The organism is Paeniglutamicibacter sp. ZC-3 (assembly GCF_025847175.2).
Lineage (GTDB): Bacteria > Actinomycetota > Actinomycetes > Actinomycetales > Micrococcaceae > Paeniglutamicibacter > Paeniglutamicibacter sulfureus.
In genome coordinates, this window is record NZ_JAOYTG010000015.1 from 52,132 (window position 1) to 72,543 (window position 20,412).

Here is a 20,412-nt window from a genome sequence, read left to right on the forward strand (position 1 = left end):
GCCGGCCGGTGGTGACCGGCGCGCGGTCGGCGGTTAGGCTGGCAGCATGAAGTTCTTGCTCGTCATGCTCATCGTCGTCGTAGTCATCGTGGTCGTCATTCGACTGCGCAAGCAGTTCTCCCGGGAGATCGATCGCATGAAGGACATCCGGCGGGCCCACCGCGACGACCAGTAGCCCGGTCGTCGCGGACCGGGCGACTTCGTGAGCTTGCCCACGTGCCGTTGCCGGGTCCCGGTTGCCCGTGCGCGAAGTGCGCGCCGGAATTCCGGCAATTTTCGTTCCGTCGCAACAGCTATCGGAACCTGCACGTCCTTCCGCACTCCCGGCAACGGCCGGTAGGCGGAAGGAAGAGTTGGTGTTTGGGGCGGAAACCTGACACACTAGACAAGTTGTTCGTGAGCATTTCCATGCTTCGTGTCTGCTGGTCGGGAAACCGACACCGGGGCACAGGGGTTTCAACCGAGATTGTGTCTCACCCGGGATAATGCCCGGGGCTGGGGAGCAATACAACCGAATTTTTTGGAAACATTGACAATGTCCCCTGCGTATCCATCGGATTCGTATCGCTTTCAAACGCGACACGCCCGAGCGCGGGGGTCGGGCTTCGGCGGATTGAGGAACCCGGATTTATCCGGATTCAGTTCGATGCGAGGCGTGCCGGTCCACTATTGGACCCGTAGGGCACAGTAACTGTACAGAGAGTGCTAATTAGAAAGAGGCATCACGCCATGGCGGGACAAAAAATCCGCATCCGGCTGAAGTCGTATGACCACGAGGTCATTGACGTTTCTGCCCGGAAGATCGTTGAGACGGTGACGCGCGCTGGCGCGACCGTAGTCGGCCCCGTGCCGCTGCCAACGGAAAAGAACGTGTACTGCGTTATCCGTTCGCCCCACAAGTACAAAGACAGCCGTGAGCACTTTGAAATGCGCACGCACAAGCGTCTGATCGACATCATCGATCCGACCCCGAAGGCCGTAGATTCGCTGATGCGTCTTGACCTGCCGGCGGATGTCAACATCGAAATCAAGCTCTAGGGGAGGTGGCGAGAAAACTATGACCGCAACCCGTAATGTCAAGGGACTGTTGGGCACGAAGCTCGGCATGACCCAGGTTTGGGACGAGAACAACAACCTCATCCCGGTAACCGTCGTACAGGCCGACAGCAATGTCGTCACTCAGCTGCGCAACGCCGAGCGTGATGGCTATGTAGCGGTTCAGATCGGCTACGGCCAGATCGACCCGCGCAAGGTCACCAAGCCGCTGGCCGGCCACTTCGAAGCAGCCGGGGTCACCCCGCGCCGCCACGTCGTTGAGCTGCGCACTGCCGACGCCGATTCCTACGCCGCAGGCCAGGAACTCACCGTCGAAATCTTCGCCGCCGGCCAGAAGGTCGACGTCGTTGGAACTTCCAAGGGTAAGGGCTTCGCCGGCGTTATGAAGCGCCACGGCTTCCACGGTGCTCCGGCATCGCACGGTGCTCACAAGAACCACCGTAAGCCGGGCTCCATCGGCGGCGCATCGACCCCGGGCCGTGTGTTCCAGGGCCAGAAGATGGCCGGTCGCATGGGCGCCGAGCGCGTCACCACGCAGAACCTCACCGTTCACGCAGTGGATGCCGAGAAGAACCTCCTGCTGATCAAGGGTGCCGTTCCCGGCGCCCGCGGCCGCGTCGTTCTCGTGCGCACCGCTGTGAAGGGAGCATAACTAAATGTCTAACGCACTCACCGTCGAGTTCCCTTCGGAGATCTTCGACGTTCAGACCAACGTTCCGCTGCTGCACCAGGTCGTCGTGGCCCAGCTGGCAGCTGCTCGCCAGGGTACGCACAAGACCAAGAACCGCGCCGAGGTTTCCGGTGCCGGTCGCAAGCCGTTCAAGCAGAAGGGCACCGGCCGCGCCCGTCAGGGTTCAATCCGTGCTCCTCACATGACCGGCGGTGGCGTTGTCCACGGTCCGACTCCTCGCGATTACAGCCAGCGCACCCCCAAGAAGATGAAGGCTGCTGCACTGCGCGGCGCCCTGTCTGACCGCGCTCGCAACAACCGCATTCACGTCATTGAAGCCCTGGTTGAAGGCACCACGCCGAACACCAAGGCCGCACTGGCCACCCTGCGCGCTCTGTCCGAGCGCAAGAACCTGCTCGTAGTCATCGAGCGCGCCAACGATGTTGCGGCCCTTTCGGTCCGTAACCTCCCCGAGGTCCACGTCCTGTACGTAGACCAGCTCAACACTTACGATGTGCTGGTTTCCGACGACGTTGTCTTCACCAAGGCCGCTTTTGATGCCCTGGTCCAGAAGGAGGAAGCCAAATGAGCACCTTCTCTAAGGCTCCGCACGATGTGGTCATCGCACCCGTCGTTTCGGAAAAGAGCTACGGTCTGATCGACGAAGGCAAGTACACCTTCCTGGTTGACCCGCGTTCGAACAAGTCGGAAATCAAGAACGCCGTGGAAGCCATCTTCTCGGTCAAGGTTGACTCCGTAAACACCCTCAATCGTGCCGGCAAGCGCAAGCGCACCAAGTTCGGATGGGGGACGCGCAAGGCTACCAAGCGTGCGATCGTCTCCCTGAAGGAAGGCTCGATTGACATCTTCGGCGGTCCGCTTTCCTAAGCGGAGACCACTTTAACGAGGAATTAAACTATGGGAATCCGTAAATACAAGCCGACTACCCCGGGCCTTCGCGGCTCGAGCGTAGCCGACTTCGCAGAAATCACGCGATCGACTCCGGAAAAGTCGTTGCTCCGCCCGCTCCACAAGACTGGCGGCCGTAACAACACCGGTAAGATCACCACTCGTCACAAGGGTGGCGGACACAAGCGCCAGTACCGTCTGATCGACTTCCGTCGCCACGACAAGGACGGCGTGCCGGCAAAGGTCGCTCACATCGAGTACGACCCGAACCGCACCGCCCGCATTGCGCTTCTTCACTACATTGATGGCACCAAGCGTTACATCATTGCACCGAACAAGCTCGCCCAGGGTGACTCCATTGAGGCCGGCGCAAACGCCGACATCAAGCCCGGCAACAACCTGCCGTTGCGCAACATTCCGGTGGGTACTGTTATCCACGCCGTGGAATTGCGTCCCGGTGGCGGTGCCAAGATGGCTCGTTCCGCAGGTGCCTCGGTTCAGCTGGTGGCCCGTGAGGGTCGCTTCGCTCAGCTGCGTTTGCCTTCCGGCGAAATCCGCAACGTTGACGTGCGCTGCCGCGCAACCGTCGGCGAGGTCGGAAACGCCGAGCAGTCGAACATCAACTGGGGCAAGGCCGGCCGCATGCGCTGGAAGGGCGTTCGCCCGACCGTCCGTGGTGTAGCCATGAACCCTGTTGATCACCCGCACGGTGGTGGCGAGGGTAAGACGTCCGGTGGACGTCACCCTGTCAACCCGAACGGCAAGCGCGAAGGACGCACTCGTCGTCCGAACAAGGACAGCGACAAGATGATTGTCCGCCGTCGCCGTACCGGCAAGAACAAGCGATAGGAGCCTGGAAACATGCCACGCAGCCTGAAGAAAGGCCCCTTCGTCGATCAGCACCTGTTTGTCAAGGTAGCTGCTGAGAACGAAAAGGGCACCAAGAACGTCATTAAGACGTGGTCCCGCCGTTCGATGATCATCCCCGACATGCTCGGGCACACGATCGCCGTACATGACGGACGTAAGCACATCCCCGTGTTTGTCACCGAGTCGATGGTCGGGCACAAGCTCGGCGAGTTCAGCCCGACCCGGACGTTCCGCAGCCACGTGAAGGACGACAAGAAGGGCAAGCGCCGCTAACCCGCAAGGGTTTAGCGAGTGCTTAGCACTTCTTCGAGAGACGAGAGAAGGAAAGCAATGGAAGCCAAGGCAATTGCGCGCCATATCCGCGTGACGCCTATGAAGGCCCGGCGCGTCGTCAACCTTGTTCGTGGCAAGCAGACGAACGAAGCACTGGCGATCCTGAAGTTTGCCCCGCAGGCAGCTTCAGAGCCAGTGTTCAAGGTTGTAGCATCGGCAGTGGCTAACGCCCGTGCCGCCGCAGACCGCGAGGGTGTCGCGTTCAACGAAGACGAGCTGTTCATCAGCGAAGCGTTTGTTGACGAGGGTCCGACCATGAAGCGGTTCCAGCCGCGTGCTCAGGGTCGGGCATACCAGATCAAGAAGCGCACGAGCCACATCACTGTGGTCGTCGCAACCCCTAAGAAGGGTGGGGAAGAGTAAATGGGACAGAAGGTTAACCCGCATGGGTTCCGACTCGGTATCACTACCGACCATGTTTCGCACTGGTTCGCCGACAGCACCAAGGTCGGACAGCGTTACAAGGACTTCGTAAAAGAAGACATCCGTATCCGCGAACTGATGACCGTTGGCATGGAGCGCGCCGGCATCGCCCGCGTGGAGATCGAGCGTACTCGTGACCGTGTTCGTGTGGATATCCACACCGCACGTCCGGGCATCGTTATCGGTCGCCGCGGCGCCGAAGCCGATCGCATCCGCGGCGAGCTCGAAAAGCTCACCGCAAAGCAGGTTCAGCTGAACATCCTCGAGGTCAAGAACCCCGAGATCGAAGCCCAGCTTGTTGCCCAGGGCATTGCCGAGCAGCTTGCTTCGCGTGTGGCTTTCCGCCGCGCGATGAAGAAGGCCATGCAGTCGGCAATGCGCGCAGGTGCCAAGGGCATCCGCGTGCAGTGCTCCGGTCGTCTTGGCGGTGCAGAAATGTCCCGCAAGGAGTTCTACCGCGAAGGCCGTGTGCCGCTGCACACCCTGCGTGCGAACATCGACTACGGCAAGTTCGAAGCCAAGACCACCTTCGGCCGCATTGGCGTGAAGGTCTGGATCTACAAGGGCGACGTAACGTCGAAGGAACTGGCAGCCCAGGCTGCTGCAGCTCCGGCCCGCGGCCGCGGCGATCGTCCGGGTGGACGTCCGGGTGGACGTCCCGAAGGTGGCGAGCGTCGTCGTCGCCCCGAGCGCAACGCCGCTCCAGGTGCAGAAGCAGCTCCGGCTGTTGAGGCTCCTGCAGCAGCAGTTGCAGAAGGAGGACAGGCTTAAATGCTTATCCCACGCCGAGTAAAGTACCGCAAGCAGCACCACCCCAATCGGAGTGGCGCAGCTTCGGGCGGTACCACGGTAGCCTTCGGTGAGTACGGTATCCAGGCCCTTACACCGGCCTACGTTACCAACCGCCAGATCGAGGCAGCTCGTATCGCAATGACCCGCCACATCAAGCGTGGCGGTAAGGTCTGGATCAACATTTATCCGGACCGTCCGCTGACCAAGAAGCCTGCCGAAACCCGCATGGGTTCCGGTAAGGGTTCGCCGGAATGGTGGGTCGCAAACGTAAAGCCGGGACGGGTTCTCTTCGAACTCTCCGGCGTCAGTGATGAGGTAGCACGCGAGGCATTGCGCCTGGCAATCCACAAGCTGCCGTTGAAGGCACGCATTGTGCGTCGCGAAGGTGGTGAATAAGGAATGGCAATCGGATCCAAGGATCTAGCAACCGAAGCACTGGACGGCTTTGATAACGCCCGTCTGGTCGAGGAGCTCAAGAAGGCCAAGGAGGAGTTGTTCAACCTCCGTTTCCAGTCGGCCACCGGTCAGCTCGAATCGCACGGCAACCTGAAGTCTGTCAAGCGCGACATCGCACGTATCTACACGGTACTTCGTGAACGCGAGCTGGGCATTCGTGCAGATGTTGTTGTCCCGGTAGAAGAAGCCAAGAAGACCAAGAAGTCTTCCAAGAAGGCCGAAGCTACCGAAGAAGCAACTGAGGAAGCCAAGTAATGAGCGAGAAGGAGAACGTCGTGGATGCAGCTTCAGAGCGCAACGACCGCAAGACCCTCCGCGGGTACGTGGTTTCCGACAAGATGCAGAAGACCATCGTCGTTGACGTCGAGGACCGTGTAAAGCACGCCCTCTACGGCAAGGTCATGCGTCGCAACAAGAACGTCAAGGCTCACGACGAAGAGAACAGCGCCGGTATCGGCGACCTCGTTCTCATCGCCGAGACCCGCCCGCTGTCTGCCGACAAGCGCTGGCGCCTCGTGGAAATCCTCGAAAAGGCCAAGTAAGCCCTTTCGCTGGTTTTCACTCTGACGTGAACCAAGCAAGACACCCCGGAACCGCTGGATCTATCCAGCCGGTGCCGGGGTGTTTTGCGTTTCCCCACATCTACCGCCGGTAGCATGGGTGCCTTGGCGTGAACCGAACCGGTTCCGCGGGAAAGGCAACGGGGGCGGAGTACCGGTGGGAAGTACTCGAAGGGCAAACCCGGCAAGGATGCGGAGACCGCTGGCCCTGCGCCTGGTTCCGGTGCTGGTTCCCGGAGTGCTCCTGGCCGCGCTGCCGCACCTCTCCTTGGGTCCTTTCAGGATCCTGGCGGTGTTGCAGGCACTGCTGCCGCTGTGGTGCTTGGCCGCCCTGCTCGTCTTCCTCTTCCTGGCGTTGCGCCGCGCCGTCGTTCCCGCCGCGGTGTTGCTGGTCCTTGCCGCCGCCTCGCTGGCACCGGTCATGGCGCCCGTCGTGGGGTCGGTGACCGGGACGAGGTGCACGCCGGGGGAGCAGGTGCGCGTGCTTTCGCTGAACGCCGAGCACGGACGCGCCGACACGTCCTCCCTGGCCGAGGTGATCCGCGGTTCGGCCCCGGATGTGCTGGTCCTTGTCGAGTCCAGCGAACCGATGCTCACGGCGCTGGCAGCAAGGTTCCCCACATGGGAGTACACGCACCGGACGGGAAAAGTGGTCACGGGCGGAAGCGTGGACACCGTGATCTTCTCCAGGCACCCGCTGCAGGAACAGGCAGCGGCGGCGCTCCAATCGAACGGTGCGCTCTTCGACGTTCCCGTGGCCGTCATCGAACATCCGCTGGCAGGTCCCATCCGGGTCGCCGGTGTCCATCCGGCGCCGCCGACCTACTCGCCGTCGTCCTGGGCAGGCACCCTTCAAGACCTCGGTTCCTGGAAGCATCAACAGAACGGTATGCCGCTGGTGATGGCGGGGGACTTCAACGCCACGGCCGCGCACCCGCAATTCCGGGCACTTGCAGCCGGCCTCATGGAAGCCTCCCCGAGGTTGGGACCATGGGCGGGGGCCACCTGGCCCGCCGACATGGGCCTGCCCGCGTTCGCGGGGATCGACCATGTCCTGGTTCGCGGTCTGGCGGTGCTCGACTCCGAGCGTTTCTCGGTGCCCGGCACCGACCACCATGGGATCGTGGCGCATCTGGCTTCCTGCCGATGACCCACCGCCCCAAACGGCGCGGAATTCCGGGGGGCGTGTGTGACCAAGGACCACCCGCGGGCACATAGCATACGGTTTCGGGATCGTGCATCCGTGCGGTAGACTTTATTTTCTGTGCGCGTTGTGTATGGGGACTATCCACCTCCTTCATGACGCATAGTGCGGCCGGAGGGTTTTTTACGGGCCCGAAAGTCGTGCGGCATAGCTCTGAGCCTAAGCCTCGGCCCTGCTTCCCCAGCTTCACATGTTTTTCGCCCTTGGGCGTTGTGCATCGTGGTGTTTGGAGGTGGGGGTAAGCAGAAGCTGAGATGGACCATATCCGTTCCGCAAGGCTCCCTAGGAGAACCAGCGAGACGACAGGAGTAAAAAGTGATTCAGCAGGAATCGCGACTGAAGATTGCCGACAACACCGGTGCTAAGGAAATCCTTACCATTCGTGTTCTCGGTGGATCTGGCCGTCGCTATGCAGGCATCGGCGACGTAATCGTCGCCACCGTCAAGGATGCAATCCCGGGCGGAAACGTAAAGAAGGGTGACGTCGTCAAGGCTGTCATCGTTCGCACCAAGAAGGAACGTCGACGCGTCGACGGTTCCTACATCAAGTTCGACGAGAACGCAGCTGTCATCCTCAAGGCTGACGGTGAGCCCCGCGGTACCCGTATTTTCGGTCCGGTGGGTCGTGAACTTCGCGATAAGAAGTTCATGAAGATCGTTTCCCTGGCTCCGGAGGTACTGTAACCATGGGTGCAAAGATTAAGAAGGGTGACCTCGTTCAGGTCATCGCCGGTTCCGACCGCAACAAGCAGGGCAAGGTGCTGAAGGTATTCCCCGCAGCACAGCGCGTGCTTGTTGAGGGTGTCAACCGCGTCACCAAGCACACCAAGGCCGGCCAGACCGAGCGTGGCACGCAGACCGGTGGCATTGAGGTCGTTGAGGCCCCGATGCACATCTCGAACGTCGCAATCGTTGACCCGGAAACCAAGAAGCCGACCCGCGTTGGCTTCCGCGAGGAAACCGTGGAGAAGAACGGCGTGTCCAAGACCGTCCGTGTTCGCTTCGCCAAGTCTTCCGGAAAGGCACTGTAATGACTGAAGCAGCTGTGAACATCCAGCCTCGCCTTAAGGCCAAGTACAACGCCGAAATCCGCGAAACCCTGACGAACGAGTTCAGCTACGCCAACCCGATGCAGGTCCCGGGCCTGGTCAAGGTTGTTGTGAACATGGGTGTTGGCGAAGCCGCCAAGGACTCCAAGCTCATCGAAGGCGCAGTTCGCGACCTCACCGCCATCACCGGCCAGAAGCCGTTGGTAACCAAGGCACGCAAGTCGATCGCACAGTTCAAGCTGCGCGAAGGCATGCCGATTGGTACCCACGCCACCCTGCGCGGAGATCGCATGTGGGAATTCGTGGACCGCTTGGTTTCGCTGGCTCTGCCGCGTATCCGTGACTTCCGTGGCCTGAGCCCGAAGCAGTTCGACGGCAACGGAAACTACACCTTCGGTCTCACGGAACAGTCCATGTTCCACGAAATCGATGTTGATTCCATTGACCGCGTTCGCGGCATGGACATCACCGTAGTGACCACCGCGAAGACCGACGACGAAGGTCGTGCCTTGCTCAAGGCACTGGGCTTCCCGTTCAAGACCGCCAACTAGATCAACTACGTTGCAGGTCCGCGCTTGCGCGGAAACCGTAGCGAGGAAGGGCAGAAGCCCAAATGACAATGACAGATCCTGTCGCAGATATGCTGACTCGTCTGCGTAACGCCAACTCGGCTTACCACGACACGGTTTCCATGCCGTCGTCGAAGCTGAAGGTGCGCGTTGCACAGATCCTCAAGGAACAGGGCTACATCGCCTCGTTCGTTGAAGAAGCAGCAGAGGTTGGCAAGAAGCTGACCATCACCCTGAAGTTCGGCCCGAGCCGCGAGCGTTCAATCGCTGGCGTTCGCCGTATTTCCAAGCCGGGCCTGCGTGTATACGCAAAGTCCACCAACTTGCCGCACGTCCTTGGTGGCCTCGGCATTGCAATCCTGTCCACGTCCTCCGGTCTGCTCACCGACCGCCAGGCAGCCAAGAAGGGTGTAGGTGGGGAAGTCCTCGCCTACGTCTGGTAACGGGAAAGGGAGAAAGAAACCATGTCACGTATTGGACGTCTTCCGATCACTGTTCCTGCCGGCGTAGAGCTCAAGATTGATGGCGACATTGTCTCCGTCAAGGGCTCCAAGGGCGAACTGACGCACACCGTACCCAGCCCGATTGCGGTTGTTCTCGAAGAGAACACCGTAACCGTGTCGCGCCCGAACGACGAGCGCGATTCGCGTTCGCTGCACGGCCTGACCCGCACCCTGATCGAGAACATGATCATCGGTGTCACCGCTGGCTACGAAAAGAAGCTCGAAATCCACGGTACCGGTTACCGCGTAGTGGCAAAGGGTTCGAACCTCGAGTTCGCCCTGGGCTACTCGCACCCGGTGGTTGTCGAAGCTCCCGAGGGCATTGCCTTCGCGCTCGACGGCAACACCAAGATCACCGTCTCGGGTATCAACAAGCAGCAGGTTGGCGAAGTTTCCGCCAACATCCGCAAGCTCCGCAAGCCTGACCCGTACAAGGGCAAGGGCGTTCGGTACGCTGGCGAAATCATCCGCCGCAAGGTCGGAAAGGCTGGTAAGTAACCATGGCTCTGGGAATCAAGGGTAAGAGCAAGGCAGCCGCACGCGGCCGCCGCCACTTGCGTGTCCGTAAGCGCATCACCGGCACCGAGGTGCGTCCGCGCCTGGTCGTCAACCGCTCGGCACGCCACATCTTCGTCCAGATCGTAGACGACAGCAAGGGCATCACCGTTGCTTACGCGTCGACGATGGAAGCCGACTTGCGCACGTTCGATGGTGACAAGACCGCCAAGGCCAAGCGCATTGGCGAGCTCGTTGCCGAGCGCGCCAAGGCCGCAGGCATCGAGTCCGTGGTCTTCGACCGCGGCGGCAACAAGTACCACGGTCGCGTGGCAGCTGTTGCTGAGGGTGCACGTGAAGGTGGGCTGGCACTGTGAGCGAAGCAACTAACAAGAAGGAAACTCAGGTGTCTGAAGCTACTGAGGCAGCTGCTGCTGCTCCTGCCGCCGACAAGGCCGGCGCCGCTCGCGGCGAAGGCCGTGGACGTGGCGGCGAAGGCCGTGGCCGTGGCGAGGGTCGTGGCCGTGGCCGCGATTCGAAGGACAGCCGCAACGACGACAAGGACAAGTTCCTTGAGCGCGTTGTAGCCATCAACCGCGTATCCAAGGTCGTCAAGGGTGGTCGTCGCTTCAGCTTCACCGCACTTGTCGTCGTGGGTGACGGCAACGGTCTCGTTGGCGTCGGCTACGGCAAGGCCAAGGAAGTTCCGGCAGCAATCGCCAAGGGCGTTGAAGAAGCCAAGAAGTCCTTCTTCCGCGTTCCCCGCGTCGGCACCACCATCCCGCACCTGGTGCAGGGTGAAGCCGCTGCCGGCGTTGTCCTCCTGCGTCCGGCTTCGCCGGGTACCGGCGTTATCGCCGGTGGTCCGGTTCGCGCCGTACTGGAATGCGCAGGCATCCACGATGTTCTGTCGAAGTCCATGGGCTCGACCAACCAGATCAACATCGTCCACGGCACCGTTGCCGCGCTGAAGGCCCTTGAAGAGCCTCAGGCAGTAGCAGCACGTCGTGGCCTGCCGTTGGAAGAAGTTGTTTCGGCACAGATGCTGTGGAACATCCAGAACCAGAAGGCAGGTGCGTAAGTAGTGGCGAAGAATTTTGTCCCTAGCGACGCAAATCTGGCAATCACCCAGATCAGGTCCATCATTGGTGTAAAGCAGAACCAGCGCGATACCCTTCGCTCGCTTGGCTTGAAGCGCATCGGACACACCGTGTTCCGTACCGCTGATGCAGTGACCGTTGGCATGATCAACACGGTTCCGCACCTCGTAAAGGTTGAGGAGGCGAAGTAATCATGGCTGAAAAAGAAAACGCACTGAAGGTACACCACCTGCGTCCGGCCGAAGGCTCCAAGAAGGCCAAGACCCGTGTGGGTCGTGGTGAAGGATCCAAGGGTAAGACCGCGGGTCGCGGTATGAAGGGCACCAAGGCGCGCTACCAGGTCAAGGCCGGCTTCGCCGGTGGCCAGTTGCCGCTGCACATGCGCCTTCCGAAGCTTCGCGGCTTCAAGAACCCGTTCCGCGTCGAGTACCAGGTTGTTAACCTGGACAAGATCTCGGAGCTGTTCCCCGAAGGTGGCGAAGTCACCGTTGAGGCACTGATCGCGAAGGGCGCCGTTCGCAAGAACGAACCCGTCAAGGTCCTTGGCTCGGGCGAACTGACCGTCAAGGTCGACGTGAAGGTCAACGCCTTCTCGTCCTCCGCAGCGGAAAAGATCGCCGCAGCCGGCGGCTCTGCAGTAGAGCTCTAAGCTACGTGGTCAATTGATCACACAGTGAGAGGGGGGTGGACCCGGAATTCGCATGGCGGATTTCCGGGACCACCCCCCTTTTTCTTACCATTTCACCACACCCCCTGCTCCCACCGGCATCAGCAGGACGCCGGCACCCGGTCACTGGGGCTGTTTTCCCGCCTAATATCCCCATCGGACCGGGAATGATTTCGGTTTTGCCGCGGTGCATTTGGCGAGTCACGCTCGCCACCCGCTAGAATCAGTAGGTCAACACCCGGGTTTGCCGGGCCACCATCCTTCAGGAGGACGCTTGTTCGCCGCCATTGCCCGGGTATTCCGGACGCCTGACCTGCGACGCAAGTTGTTGTTCACGCTCGCCATTATCGCGATTTACCGCATGGGTGTCTATATCCCTGCTCCCGGCGTGGACTACTCGAACGTCCAGCAGTGCCTTGCCGCGGGTAACACCACCGGCGGGCTGTACCAGTTCGTGAACCTGTTCAGCGGCGGCGCCCTGCTCCAGGTTTCCATCTTCGCCATGGGCATCATGCCGTACATTACGGCCTCGATCATCGTCCAGCTTTTGCGCGTGGTGATTCCGCGCTTCGAAGAGCTGCACAAGGAAGGCCAGTCCGGACAGGCCGTCCTGACCCAGTACACCCGTTACCTGACGATCGCGTTGGGCCTGTTGCAGGCCACCACGCTGGTCTCGCTGGCCCGCAGCGGCATGCTCTTCCCCTCCTGCCAACTGCCGATCGTCCCGGATGACAGCTTGTGGATCATCGTGCTGATGATCTTCACGCTGACCGCCGGCACGGGCCTGATCATGTGGATGGGCGAGCTGGCCACCGAGCGCGGCGTCGGCAACGGCATGTCCCTGCTGATCTTCGTCTCCATCGCCTCGGGCTTCCCCTCCGCCATGGGCGCCATCGCCACCTCGCAGGGCTGGGGCGTCTTCATTGGCGTCATCCTCATCGGCGTCGCCGTGATCGGCCTGGTTGTCTTCGTGGAGCAATCCCAGCGCCGCATCCCGGTCCAGTACGCCAAGCGCATGATCGGGCGCCGCACCGTGGGTGGCACCTCCACCTACATCCCGATCAAGGTCAACATGGCCGGCGTCATCCCGGTGATCTTCGCATCCTCGATGCTGGCGCTGCCGACCATGCTGGTCTCGTTCAACACACGGGCCGACGGCACGCTGCCGGACTGGGCGCTGTGGGTGCAGACGAACTTCTCCGGCTCGTCCCCGCTCTACATGGTCGCCTATACGTTGCTGACCATCGGCTTCACCTACTTCTACGTTGCGATCACGTTCAACCCGACCGAGGTTGCCGACAACATGAAGCAGTACGGCGGATTCATCCCGGGCATCCGCGCCGGACGTCCCACGGCCGAGTACCTCGAGTACGTGCTCAGCCGCATCACCTTCCCCGGTGCCATTTACCTGGCATTCGTGGCCCTGATTCCGTTGATTGCCTTCGTGCTCATCAACGCCGATCAGAACTTCCCATTTGGCGGCACCTCGATCCTCATCATGGTTGGTGTGGGTCTCGAGACCGTCAAGCAAATCAACGCACAAATGCAGCAGCGACACTACGAAGGACTTCTGCGATGACAAGACTGTTGATCATTGGACCACCCGGTGCCGGCAAGGGCACCCAGGCGGACCGCATTTCCGAGCGCCTCAACGTTGTGGCCATCTCCACCGGTGACATCTTCCGCGCCAACGTCAAGGGCGGCACCCCGCTGGGCGTCGAGGCCAAGAAGTACATCGATGCAGGGAACTTCGTTCCCGACTCGGTCACCAACTCGATGGTGCGCGACCGCCTGTCCCAGGACGATGTCAAGGACGGCTTCCTGCTGGACGGCTACCCGCGCACCAGCGCCCAGGTCGACGAGCTGGATTCGATCCTGGCAGACGCCGGCGTGGAGCTTGACGCGGTGCTGCAGCTGACCGCCGATGACGACGAGCTCGTCGCCCGCCTGCTCAAGCGCGCCGAGATCGAGGGCCGCGCGGATGACAACGAAGAGGTCATCCGCCACCGCTTGGGCCTCTACCACGAGGAAACCGCCGTCGTGGTCAACCGCTACCAGGAGCGCGGCATCGTGCGCCTGGTCGACGGCATCGGCGAGATCGACGAAGTCACCGACCGCGTCATGGGCGCGCTGGGACAGAACGTCTAAATAGCTTGCACACGCGCAAACCGCGGGGACCGGCACCACACGTGCCGACATCCCCGCGGTTTTTGCGCTAACGCCGCCCAGAAGATTCCTTGGAAGGGGACACACACCATGGCTTTCCGCCAACCAAAAATCGAGTACAAGACCAACACGCAGATCCTGAAGATGCGGGAAGCCGGATTGGTGCTGGCCGAGGCACTGGACGAAGCGGTTGCCGCCGCACAGATCGGGGTCACCACCGCGCACCTTGACGAGGTGTTTGCCGCGGTGCTCGAACGCCACGGTGCGACGTCCAACTTCAAGGGCTACCACGACTTCCCCGCGAACATCTGCGCCTCGGTCAACGACGAGGTCGTCCACGGCTTCCCGAGCGAGTACGTGCTCAAGGACGGGGACGTGCTGAAGATCGACGGCGGCGCCATCATCGATGGCTGGCATGCCGACTCGGCACGCACCGTAATCGTGGGCAACGCGGACCCGGAGGACCAGCGACTGTCCGACATCACGCAGGAGGCCATGTGGCGCGGCATCGCGGCACTTGCCGAAGCCCGTTTCGTCGGCCAAATCGGCGATGCCATCGACGACTTCGTCTCGGCCGTGCCGGGCAAGCCGCTGGGCATCCTGGAGGACTACGTCGGCCACGGCATCGGTTCGGAAATGCACCAGGCCCCGGACGTGCTCAACTACCGCACCGGCCACCGCGGTCCCCGCATCAAGCCGGGCATGTGCCTGGCCATCGAGCCCATGCTGGTGCGCGGGGGCCTGGAGACCAAGGTGCTCGAGGACGACTGGACGGTTGTCACCGTCGACGGCGCGCGCGCCTCGCAGTGGGAGCATTCAGTTGCCGTGCACATGGGCGGCATCTGGGTGCTGACTGCCCACGACGGGGGAGTGGCAGGCCTTGCCCCCTTCGGCGTGACGCCGTCCCCCATCGCTTCATAGCTTTCTTCCGCACCGGCCCACCTGCGGGCCGGTGCGGCAGCTGCCCGCAAAAAGTGTGGGCGATCTAACAAATCGGTTGGCCACAATGATTTCCCTTTAAGCCATGTACCACGTAGGCTTGACTGTTGGTTGTCTGTTCCTTGGTGCCCAAAAGCTCACGCTTCGGGTGCCTCTGTTCTTGATGGCCAAGACCATAAACCTGTCGGGGGCAAAAGTCGCCGGCAACAAAAGTTAGCGGAGGATATGGCCAAGAAAGAGGGTGTCATCGAGGTAGAAGGCACCGTGTCAGAGGCACTGCCCAATGCGATGTTCCGTGTTGAGCTGCCCAACGGGCACGTTGTACTTGCAACTATCTCGGGAAAGATGCGTCAGCACTACATTCGAATCCTCCCTGAGGATCGCGTAGTGGTGGAACTCAGTCCGTATGACCTCAACCGCGGACGTATCGTTTACCGCTACAAGTAAAGATTTTTGTTCTTCCATCCCCTGGGGACGGGCGACAAAGGTAGTTACGCTCCACTTGAAACCGCAACCGCAAAAGGACAAAGCCTTGAAGGTTAACCCTAGCGTGAAGCCGATCTGCGATAAGTGCAAGGTGATCCGTCGTAATGGCGTGGTCATGGTGATCTGCGAAAACCCACGCCACAAGCAGCGTCAGGGCTAATTTCCCTCACGGGAAATCCTGCGCGTAGTAAAAGTAATTGGCAGCACAGCATCCACCGCGCGATGCATACCCACGGCACGGAGGCCGTGGACCGGGAACACCCGGGATTGTGCTGTTTTAGACCTCCGCACATCGAAAGGTAGACAGCATATGGCTCGTCTAGCTGGCGTAGACATCCCGCGCGAAAAGCGCGTGATTATTGCGCTCACATACATCTACGGCGTGGGCAAGACCCGTGCAGAACAGACCATCGCCGAGACCGGGATCAACCCGGATACTCGCGTGAAGGATCTGTCCGACGCTGAGCTGGTTCAGCTGCGTGACTTCATTGAAGGCAGCTTCAAGGTCGAGGGTGACCTCCGCCGCGAGGTGGCAGCTGATATCCGCCGCAAGGTTGAGATCGGCTCCTACGAAGGCATTCGCCACCGCAAGGGCCTGCCGGTCCGCGGTCAGCGCACCAAGACCAACGCTCGCACCCGCAAGGGCCCGAAGCGCACCGTCGCCGGTAAGAAGAAGACCCGCTAAATCTAGCGGTCGTCACTAAGCCAAATTTCTCGTAGGAGTAAGCATGCCCCCCAAGACTCGTGGAGCGGTCCGCAAGCCGCGTCGCAAGGACAAAAAGAATATCCCGCTCGGACAGGCGCACATCAAGAGCACCTTCAACAACACCATTGTTTCCATCACGGATCCCAACGGTGCTGTAATCTCGTGGGCCTCGGCCGGCGAGGTTGGATTCAAGGGTTCGCGTAAGTCCACTCCGTATGCTGCACAGATGGCCGCCGAGGCTGCTGCAAAGCGTGCACAGGAGCACGGACTTCGCAAGGTTGACGTTTTCGTCAAGGGCCCGGGCTCGGGACGCGAAACCGCGATCCGTTCGCTCCAGGCCGCTGGCCTGGAGGTTGGGTCCATCCAGGACGTTTCCCCCAGCGCACACAACGGCTGCCGCCCCTCAAAGCGTCGCCGCGTCTAATTGACTGTCTGGCTTTGATGCCGCCGCGTCTTTCTTCCGCAAGGGAGTAGGGCGCGGCGGCATGATCGCCACGGCAAGCCAGACCGAACCAGACGAACGCCGACGAGGCTTACGTCGTTTCCACCCCCTGTGTTGCGTCATATAGCGGACGCTCGCTGAAAGGAAATGTAAGTGCTTATTGCACAGCGCCCCACCCTGACCGAAGAAGTCGTAGCGGAGAACCGCTCCCGTTTCGTAATTGAACCGTTGGAGCCTGGCTTCGGCTACACCCTGGGCAACTCGCTTCGCCGTACCCTTCTCTCCTCCATTCCTGGTGCAGCTGTCACCAGTGTGCGGATCGACGGAGTACTGCACGAGTTCACCACCGTAGCCGGTGTTAAGGAAGATGTCACCGAGCTGATTCTGAACATCAAGAATCTCTCGGTCTCCTCCGAACACGATGAGCCGGTCGTCGCCTACCTGCGCAAGCAGGGCCCGGGCGTCGTTACCGCAGCCGACATCACCCCGCCAGCCGGCGTGGAATTCCACAACCCGGACCTGCACATCGCGACATTGAACGCGAAGGGCAAGTTCGACATGGAACTGACCATCGAGCGTGGCCGCGGCTATGTTTCTGCAGCGCAGAACAAGAACGTGGACGCCGAGATCGGTCGCATCCCTGTGGATTCGATTTACTCGCCGGTACTCAAGGTGACCTTCCGCGTGGAGGCCACCCGTGTCGAGCAGCGCACCGACTTTGACAAGCTCATCGTCGATGTCGAGACCAAGGATTCGATGGCCCCGCGCGATGCAGTTGCATCCGCCGGCACCACCCTGGTTGAACTGTTCGGACTGGCTCGCGAGCTGAACACCGCCGCTGAAGGCATCGAGATCGGCCCGTCCCCGACGGACGCCGCCCTCGCAGCCGACATGGCGTTGCCGATCGAGGACCTCGAATTGACCGTTCGTTCGTACAACTGCCTCAAGCGTGAGGGCATCCACTCCGTGGGTGAACTCGTTGCACGCTCTGAGGCCGACCTGATGGACATCCGCAACTTTGGTGCGAAGTCCATCGACGAGGTCAAGGCGAAGCTGATCGATTTGGGTCTGGCCCTGAAGGATTCCCCTCCGGGCTTCGATCTTGCAGCACGTGCCGCCGCCATTGGCGACGATGACGTTTACGGTGACGAAGAAGTCTAAGACTTCTTGGCCCACCAGCTATAGAACTTAAACCTTTGTGCCCGGGTTCCCCCGGGGTTCCGGGCACAAAGGCCACCATAATAGGAGAACACTATGCCTACCCCTCCCAAGGGTCCGCGTCTCGGCGGCAGCGCAGCTCACGAGCGTTTGATGCTCGCGAACCTGTCCGCGCAACTGTTCGAGAACAAATCCATCACCACCACGCTGACCAAGGCCAAGCGCCTTCGTCCGCACGCAGAGCGCTTGATCACCTTCGCAAAGCGCGGAGACCTGGCCTCGCGTCGCCGCGTTCAGGCAGTCATTGCCTCGCGCAGCCGCACCAACAAGTCGATCGTTCACGAGCTGTTCGAGAACATCGCACCGCTCATGGCCGAGCGCCCGGGTGGCTACACCCGCATCACCAAGATCGGCAACCGCAAGGGCGACAACGCTCCGATGGCTGTCATCGAATTGGTGATGGAGCCGGTTTCCCCGAAGCAGGCCGTTGTGAAGGAAGCCGAAAAGGCTACCGCAGTGGCTGCTCCGGCTGAAGAGGTCGTTGAGACCGAATCAACCGAAGCCGCAGAGGTCGCAGAGACCGAAGCTGCAGAGGAGAACAAGGCCTAGTCCTTGTCTACTCGGCAATAGCTGAATCGTTGGCCCGGTGCACTTATGCACCGGGCCAAAGTTTTAAGCACTGAAGCCCCCGCCGTGCCATGGACGCCCCAGTCGACAGGCGTTGACGGGGGAGGAGCCGCTCCGCGTCGGTGGAGAAGGCCACAGAACCAGGATCGTGAGATGAACACTTCCCCCATTGACCTCCGGCACTCCGGGCTCGCGCCCGCCGGAGGCGCCACCGAGCCCGCCACCGTGCGCCTGGCCATTCGGATCGGCTATGACGGAACCGCCTACAACGGCTGGGCGCTGCAGCCGGGCCTGCCCACCGTGCAGGGCGTGCTCGAGGCCGGCCTCTCAATGCTCATCCGCCGCAACATCCGCACCGTGGTGGCAGGGCGCACCGACGCCGGCGTGCACGCCCGGAACCAGATCGCGCACTTCGACCTGACGCCCACCGAGGTCGCGGGCCTGGCCCGCGGATCGGGCCTTGAACCGGGCTTTGCCCTGCTGCGTCGACTGCGCGGGGTGCTGGGACGCGAGAACGGTGCGGTCCTGGTCCACGATGTCTGGATCGCACCGGATGGATTCGACGCACGCTTTTCCGCGCTCTGGCGCCGCTACTCGTACCGCATCGCCGACGGTCCGGCACGCTTCGATCCGCTCACCCGCGCCTACACGATGTGGCACAAGACAGAACTCGACGTCGGTTTGCTGAACTCCGAGGCCGTCAGCCTGCTCGGGCGCCACGATTTCCTGTCCTTCTGCAAGCCGCGGGAGCATGCCACCACGATCCGCACGCTCACGGAATTTTCGTTTGTCCGCGATTCCGAGGGGATCATCGTGGCCCACCTGAAGGCCGATGCCTTTTGCCACAACATGGTCAGGGCCATGATTGGTGCCTGCATCAAGGTCGGCGACGGACGCGAGACCCCGGGGTGGGTTGCCAGGCGACTGGCGGAGGCAGTGCGTGATTCACGGATTATGTTGGCCGACCCCCGCGCCCTGGTGCTGGAGGAAGTTGCCTATCCGCTGGATGACCATGAGATCGCAAGACGAGCCGAATTGACGCGTACCCGGCGCAAGCCGGACGATATCACCACCGACTTGCCGGAGTTGCGCGGATTCACCGACTAGGAACCGCTGTGGCGGCAAGGCCTGAGGCGAGAGCGTCGATCGGCCCGTGGTGGATTCCCTCGCCTGCAAGGGGGGAGCCAAACGCCGGTTCACCGCGCTGAAGTAGGCCTGCGCAGCGAAGCGGCTGAAGCTAGCTGCGGACCATGCCCACGCCGTGAAACTTTCGGATCTTGGTAATGACATGCCATGCGACCCCGTATGCGGCCAATGCCATCATCGCCCCGGCGCCGCTTTGTCGGATGACGATCTGCAGGAACACTTCGGCACTTGCCGGATCTTCGACCACCGGAACCACATCCTGGCCCAGGCCCACAAAAACAGCCGTCTCGGCAGGGACCAATAAGAACATGGCCAGCATCAGGGTGCGCACATAGCGGGCCCTGAGTTCGCCGGCACTTTCGAGCGTGTCGGAGGCCTTTCGCCGCTTGAGGTACCAGATTGCCAGGAACCCCAGGCCGACGATGCTGCTGCCATGTTGCAGGATGCGGAAGAGGGGAATGCTGCCAAAGGGTGAAATGCCCAGGAAGGGCAATTGCTGAACCACCCACCCGGAAGAATGCGTAAACGAGTCCCACACGAGGTGGGTGAGAAGCCCGAGCATCAGGGAGTAGAACGTCCACAACACGATGCGCGCGCTGGTGGGCCGACGTCCCGTGCGTGCCGGATTGACCGGTACCCAGGACTTGGGAAGTGCCCATCGAACTGGTTCCCCCACCAGCCACAGGAATCCGGCCAGCACCAAGGCCAGCGGCAATCCGACGGACAAGATCTGGGTGAAATCGTGCGAATTGACGCCATTGAGGATGGGGGCGAACCGGCCGTGCCTGCTTGGTGGCACCATCAGGAAGTATGGAAGGTCAGGGGCCATCGCGCCCGCGACAAGTGCGAGCGGAACGAGCGGCTGGCGCGCGAACGGAAGGACAGCGGCCGCATGGGCCAAGGTAAAGGGCAATGGGATCCTTGAATCGTTGCGTCGTAGTCCGGGAGGCAACATTTTTTTGATGCGCAGGAGGTAACTTCCAGCCTAATTGGCTCGTTGCGGGATGTCCCTGCCGTGCACTGTTGCGACCGACACGTTGGCCTTGGTTGTGGGAGCAGTGCCCTGCGTCATGGGAACGGACGTTT

General features: G+C 61.4%; 33 protein-coding genes. 32 read left to right on the plus strand and 1 reads right to left on the minus strand.

All coding sequences use genetic code 11. The annotated features are described in order from the left end of the window. Positions 1-46: 46 nt before the first annotated feature. The 32 genes from OIU93_RS14755 to OIU93_RS14910 all read left to right on the plus strand — a co-directional run bounded on the left by OIU93_RS14755 (position 47) and on the right by OIU93_RS14910 (position 19,287). Complete coding sequence (locus tag OIU93_RS14755; RefSeq protein ID WP_264270832.1) at positions 47-175, plus strand: hypothetical protein; 129 nt, start codon at positions 47-49, stop codon at positions 173-175. 554 nt (positions 176-729) lie between these two features. Continuing rightward, positions 730-1,038 carry a 30S ribosomal protein S10 gene (gene rpsJ, locus OIU93_RS14760; protein ID WP_003803825.1) on the plus strand — a complete coding sequence of 103 codons (309 nt, stop codon included), beginning with the start codon at positions 730-732 and terminating at the stop codon, positions 1,036-1,038. A 19-nt stretch (positions 1,039-1,057) separates the two neighbouring features. Further along, the gene (gene rplC / locus OIU93_RS14765; RefSeq protein ID WP_217389420.1) at positions 1,058-1,708 is read left to right on the plus strand and encodes a 50S ribosomal protein L3; all 651 of its coding nucleotides are present in this window, start codon (positions 1,058-1,060) and stop codon (positions 1,706-1,708) included. 4 nt (positions 1,709-1,712) lie between these two features. Then, positions 1,713-2,315 (plus strand): 50S ribosomal protein L4, encoded by a 603-nt coding sequence (rplD, locus tag OIU93_RS14770; protein WP_217389421.1) that lies wholly within the window; start codon positions 1,713-1,715, stop codon positions 2,313-2,315. Next, entirely contained in the window at positions 2,312-2,614 is a 303-nt protein-coding gene (rplW, locus tag OIU93_RS14775) for a 50S ribosomal protein L23 (protein WP_217389422.1), read from the plus strand. The genes rplD and rplW overlap by 4 nt, the downstream gene beginning before the upstream one ends. 30 nt (positions 2,615-2,644) lie before the next feature. Continuing rightward, positions 2,645-3,484 carry a 50S ribosomal protein L2 gene (rplB, locus tag OIU93_RS14780; protein ID WP_264270833.1) on the plus strand — a complete coding sequence of 280 codons (840 nt, stop codon included), beginning with the start codon at positions 2,645-2,647 and terminating at the stop codon, positions 3,482-3,484. A gap of 12 nt (positions 3,485-3,496) precedes the next feature. Then, positions 3,497-3,778, plus strand: a complete 282-nt coding sequence (rpsS, locus tag OIU93_RS14785) for a 30S ribosomal protein S19 (RefSeq protein WP_068731512.1) — start codon at positions 3,497-3,499, stop codon at positions 3,776-3,778. Positions 3,779-3,835: 57 nt separating this feature from the next. Further along, complete coding sequence (gene rplV / locus OIU93_RS14790; RefSeq protein WP_071212937.1) at positions 3,836-4,201, plus strand: 50S ribosomal protein L22; 366 nt, start codon at positions 3,836-3,838, stop codon at positions 4,199-4,201. Continuing rightward, positions 4,202-5,032 carry a 30S ribosomal protein S3 gene (rpsC, locus tag OIU93_RS14795; RefSeq protein ID WP_217389424.1) on the plus strand — a complete coding sequence of 277 codons (831 nt, stop codon included), beginning with the start codon at positions 4,202-4,204 and terminating at the stop codon, positions 5,030-5,032. Continuing rightward, on the plus strand, positions 5,033-5,449 hold the full coding sequence (gene rplP, locus OIU93_RS14800; RefSeq protein ID WP_217389425.1) for a 50S ribosomal protein L16: 417 nt from the start codon (positions 5,033-5,035) through the stop codon (positions 5,447-5,449). 3 nt (positions 5,450-5,452) lie between these two features. Further along, positions 5,453-5,764 (plus strand): 50S ribosomal protein L29, encoded by a 312-nt coding sequence (rpmC, locus tag OIU93_RS14805; protein ID WP_264270834.1) that lies wholly within the window; start codon positions 5,453-5,455, stop codon positions 5,762-5,764. Continuing rightward, positions 5,764-6,051, plus strand: coding sequence for a 30S ribosomal protein S17 (rpsQ, locus tag OIU93_RS14810; protein WP_264270835.1), 288 nt, complete (start codon positions 5,764-5,766; stop codon positions 6,049-6,051). Before rpmC ends, rpsQ begins: the two co-directional genes overlap by 1 nt. 208 nt (positions 6,052-6,259) lie before the next feature. Then, positions 6,260-7,219 (plus strand): endonuclease/exonuclease/phosphatase family protein, encoded by a 960-nt coding sequence (locus OIU93_RS14815; RefSeq protein WP_264270836.1) that lies wholly within the window; start codon positions 6,260-6,262, stop codon positions 7,217-7,219. Positions 7,220-7,588: 369 nt separating this feature from the next. Continuing rightward, a complete protein-coding gene (gene rplN / locus OIU93_RS14820; protein WP_264270837.1) occupies positions 7,589-7,957 on the plus strand; it encodes a 50S ribosomal protein L14 in 369 nt (122 codons plus the stop codon). Positions 7,958-7,959: 2 nt separating this feature from the next. Continuing rightward, the gene (gene rplX / locus OIU93_RS14825; RefSeq protein ID WP_071212944.1) at positions 7,960-8,304 is read left to right on the plus strand and encodes a 50S ribosomal protein L24; all 345 of its coding nucleotides are present in this window, start codon (positions 7,960-7,962) and stop codon (positions 8,302-8,304) included. Further along, positions 8,304-8,873, plus strand: a complete 570-nt coding sequence (rplE, locus tag OIU93_RS14830; RefSeq protein ID WP_264270838.1) for a 50S ribosomal protein L5 — start codon at positions 8,304-8,306, stop codon at positions 8,871-8,873. Before rplX ends, rplE begins: the two co-directional genes overlap by 1 nt. Positions 8,874-8,935: 62 nt before the next feature. Next, positions 8,936-9,334: a 30S ribosomal protein S8 gene (gene rpsH / locus OIU93_RS14835; protein ID WP_007271041.1), complete on the plus strand. Its 399-nt coding sequence runs from the start codon at positions 8,936-8,938 to the stop codon at positions 9,332-9,334. A gap of 21 nt (positions 9,335-9,355) precedes the next feature. Beyond that, a complete protein-coding gene (rplF, locus tag OIU93_RS14840; protein WP_264270839.1) occupies positions 9,356-9,892 on the plus strand; it encodes a 50S ribosomal protein L6 in 537 nt (178 codons plus the stop codon). A 2-nt stretch (positions 9,893-9,894) separates the two neighbouring features. Continuing rightward, positions 9,895-10,266, plus strand: coding sequence for a 50S ribosomal protein L18 (gene rplR, locus OIU93_RS14845; RefSeq protein ID WP_264270840.1), 372 nt, complete (start codon positions 9,895-9,897; stop codon positions 10,264-10,266). Continuing rightward, positions 10,263-10,970 (plus strand): 30S ribosomal protein S5, encoded by a 708-nt coding sequence (gene rpsE, locus OIU93_RS14850; RefSeq protein WP_264270841.1) that lies wholly within the window; start codon positions 10,263-10,265, stop codon positions 10,968-10,970. Before rplR ends, rpsE begins: the two co-directional genes overlap by 4 nt. Before the next feature lie 3 nt (positions 10,971-10,973). Continuing rightward, entirely contained in the window at positions 10,974-11,180 is a 207-nt protein-coding gene (gene rpmD, locus OIU93_RS14855) for a 50S ribosomal protein L30 (protein WP_217389431.1), read from the plus strand. Positions 11,181-11,182: 2 nt separating this feature from the next. Next, complete coding sequence (gene rplO, locus OIU93_RS14860) at positions 11,183-11,638, plus strand: 50S ribosomal protein L15 (RefSeq protein ID WP_264270842.1); 456 nt, start codon at positions 11,183-11,185, stop codon at positions 11,636-11,638. A 292-nt stretch (positions 11,639-11,930) separates the two neighbouring features. Then, on the plus strand, positions 11,931-13,235 hold the full coding sequence (gene secY / locus OIU93_RS14865) for a preprotein translocase subunit SecY (protein WP_264270843.1): 1,305 nt from the start codon (positions 11,931-11,933) through the stop codon (positions 13,233-13,235). Continuing rightward, positions 13,232-13,804 (plus strand): adenylate kinase, encoded by a 573-nt coding sequence (locus tag OIU93_RS14870; protein ID WP_264270844.1) that lies wholly within the window; start codon positions 13,232-13,234, stop codon positions 13,802-13,804. Before secY ends, OIU93_RS14870 begins: the two co-directional genes overlap by 4 nt. Positions 13,805-13,912: 108 nt before the next feature. Next, positions 13,913-14,743 carry a type I methionyl aminopeptidase gene (gene map / locus OIU93_RS14875; protein WP_264270845.1) on the plus strand — a complete coding sequence of 277 codons (831 nt, stop codon included), beginning with the start codon at positions 13,913-13,915 and terminating at the stop codon, positions 14,741-14,743. Between the two features lie 243 nt (positions 14,744-14,986). Next, positions 14,987-15,208, plus strand: coding sequence for a translation initiation factor IF-1 (gene infA, locus OIU93_RS14880; RefSeq protein WP_068731548.1), 222 nt, complete (start codon positions 14,987-14,989; stop codon positions 15,206-15,208). An 85-nt stretch (positions 15,209-15,293) separates the two neighbouring features. Beyond that, complete coding sequence (gene rpmJ, locus OIU93_RS14885; RefSeq protein WP_013349661.1) at positions 15,294-15,407, plus strand: 50S ribosomal protein L36; 114 nt, start codon at positions 15,294-15,296, stop codon at positions 15,405-15,407. A 150-nt stretch (positions 15,408-15,557) separates the two neighbouring features. Next, positions 15,558-15,932, plus strand: a complete 375-nt coding sequence (gene rpsM / locus OIU93_RS14890) for a 30S ribosomal protein S13 (RefSeq protein ID WP_113762222.1) — start codon at positions 15,558-15,560, stop codon at positions 15,930-15,932. Between the two features lie 43 nt (positions 15,933-15,975). Continuing rightward, positions 15,976-16,377, plus strand: a complete 402-nt coding sequence (gene rpsK, locus OIU93_RS14895; protein ID WP_264270846.1) for a 30S ribosomal protein S11 — start codon at positions 15,976-15,978, stop codon at positions 16,375-16,377. Positions 16,378-16,548: 171 nt separating this feature from the next. Then, positions 16,549-17,556, plus strand: coding sequence for a DNA-directed RNA polymerase subunit alpha (locus tag OIU93_RS14900; protein WP_217389437.1), 1,008 nt, complete (start codon positions 16,549-16,551; stop codon positions 17,554-17,556). 93 nt (positions 17,557-17,649) lie between these two features. Next, positions 17,650-18,162 (plus strand): 50S ribosomal protein L17, encoded by a 513-nt coding sequence (gene rplQ, locus OIU93_RS14905; RefSeq protein WP_264270847.1) that lies wholly within the window; start codon positions 17,650-17,652, stop codon positions 18,160-18,162. A 171-nt stretch (positions 18,163-18,333) separates the two neighbouring features. Further along, positions 18,334-19,287: a tRNA pseudouridine(38-40) synthase TruA gene (locus tag OIU93_RS14910; RefSeq protein ID WP_264270848.1), complete on the plus strand. Its 954-nt coding sequence runs from the start codon at positions 18,334-18,336 to the stop codon at positions 19,285-19,287. Between the two features lie 130 nt (positions 19,288-19,417). On the opposite strand, the gene OIU93_RS14915 is transcribed toward OIU93_RS14910, so the two are convergent. Beyond that, the gene (locus OIU93_RS14915; RefSeq protein ID WP_264270849.1) at positions 19,418-20,239 is read right to left on the minus strand and encodes a DUF4184 family protein; all 822 of its coding nucleotides are present in this window, start codon (positions 20,237-20,239) and stop codon (positions 19,418-19,420) included. Between the last annotated feature and the right edge of the window lie 173 nt (positions 20,240-20,412).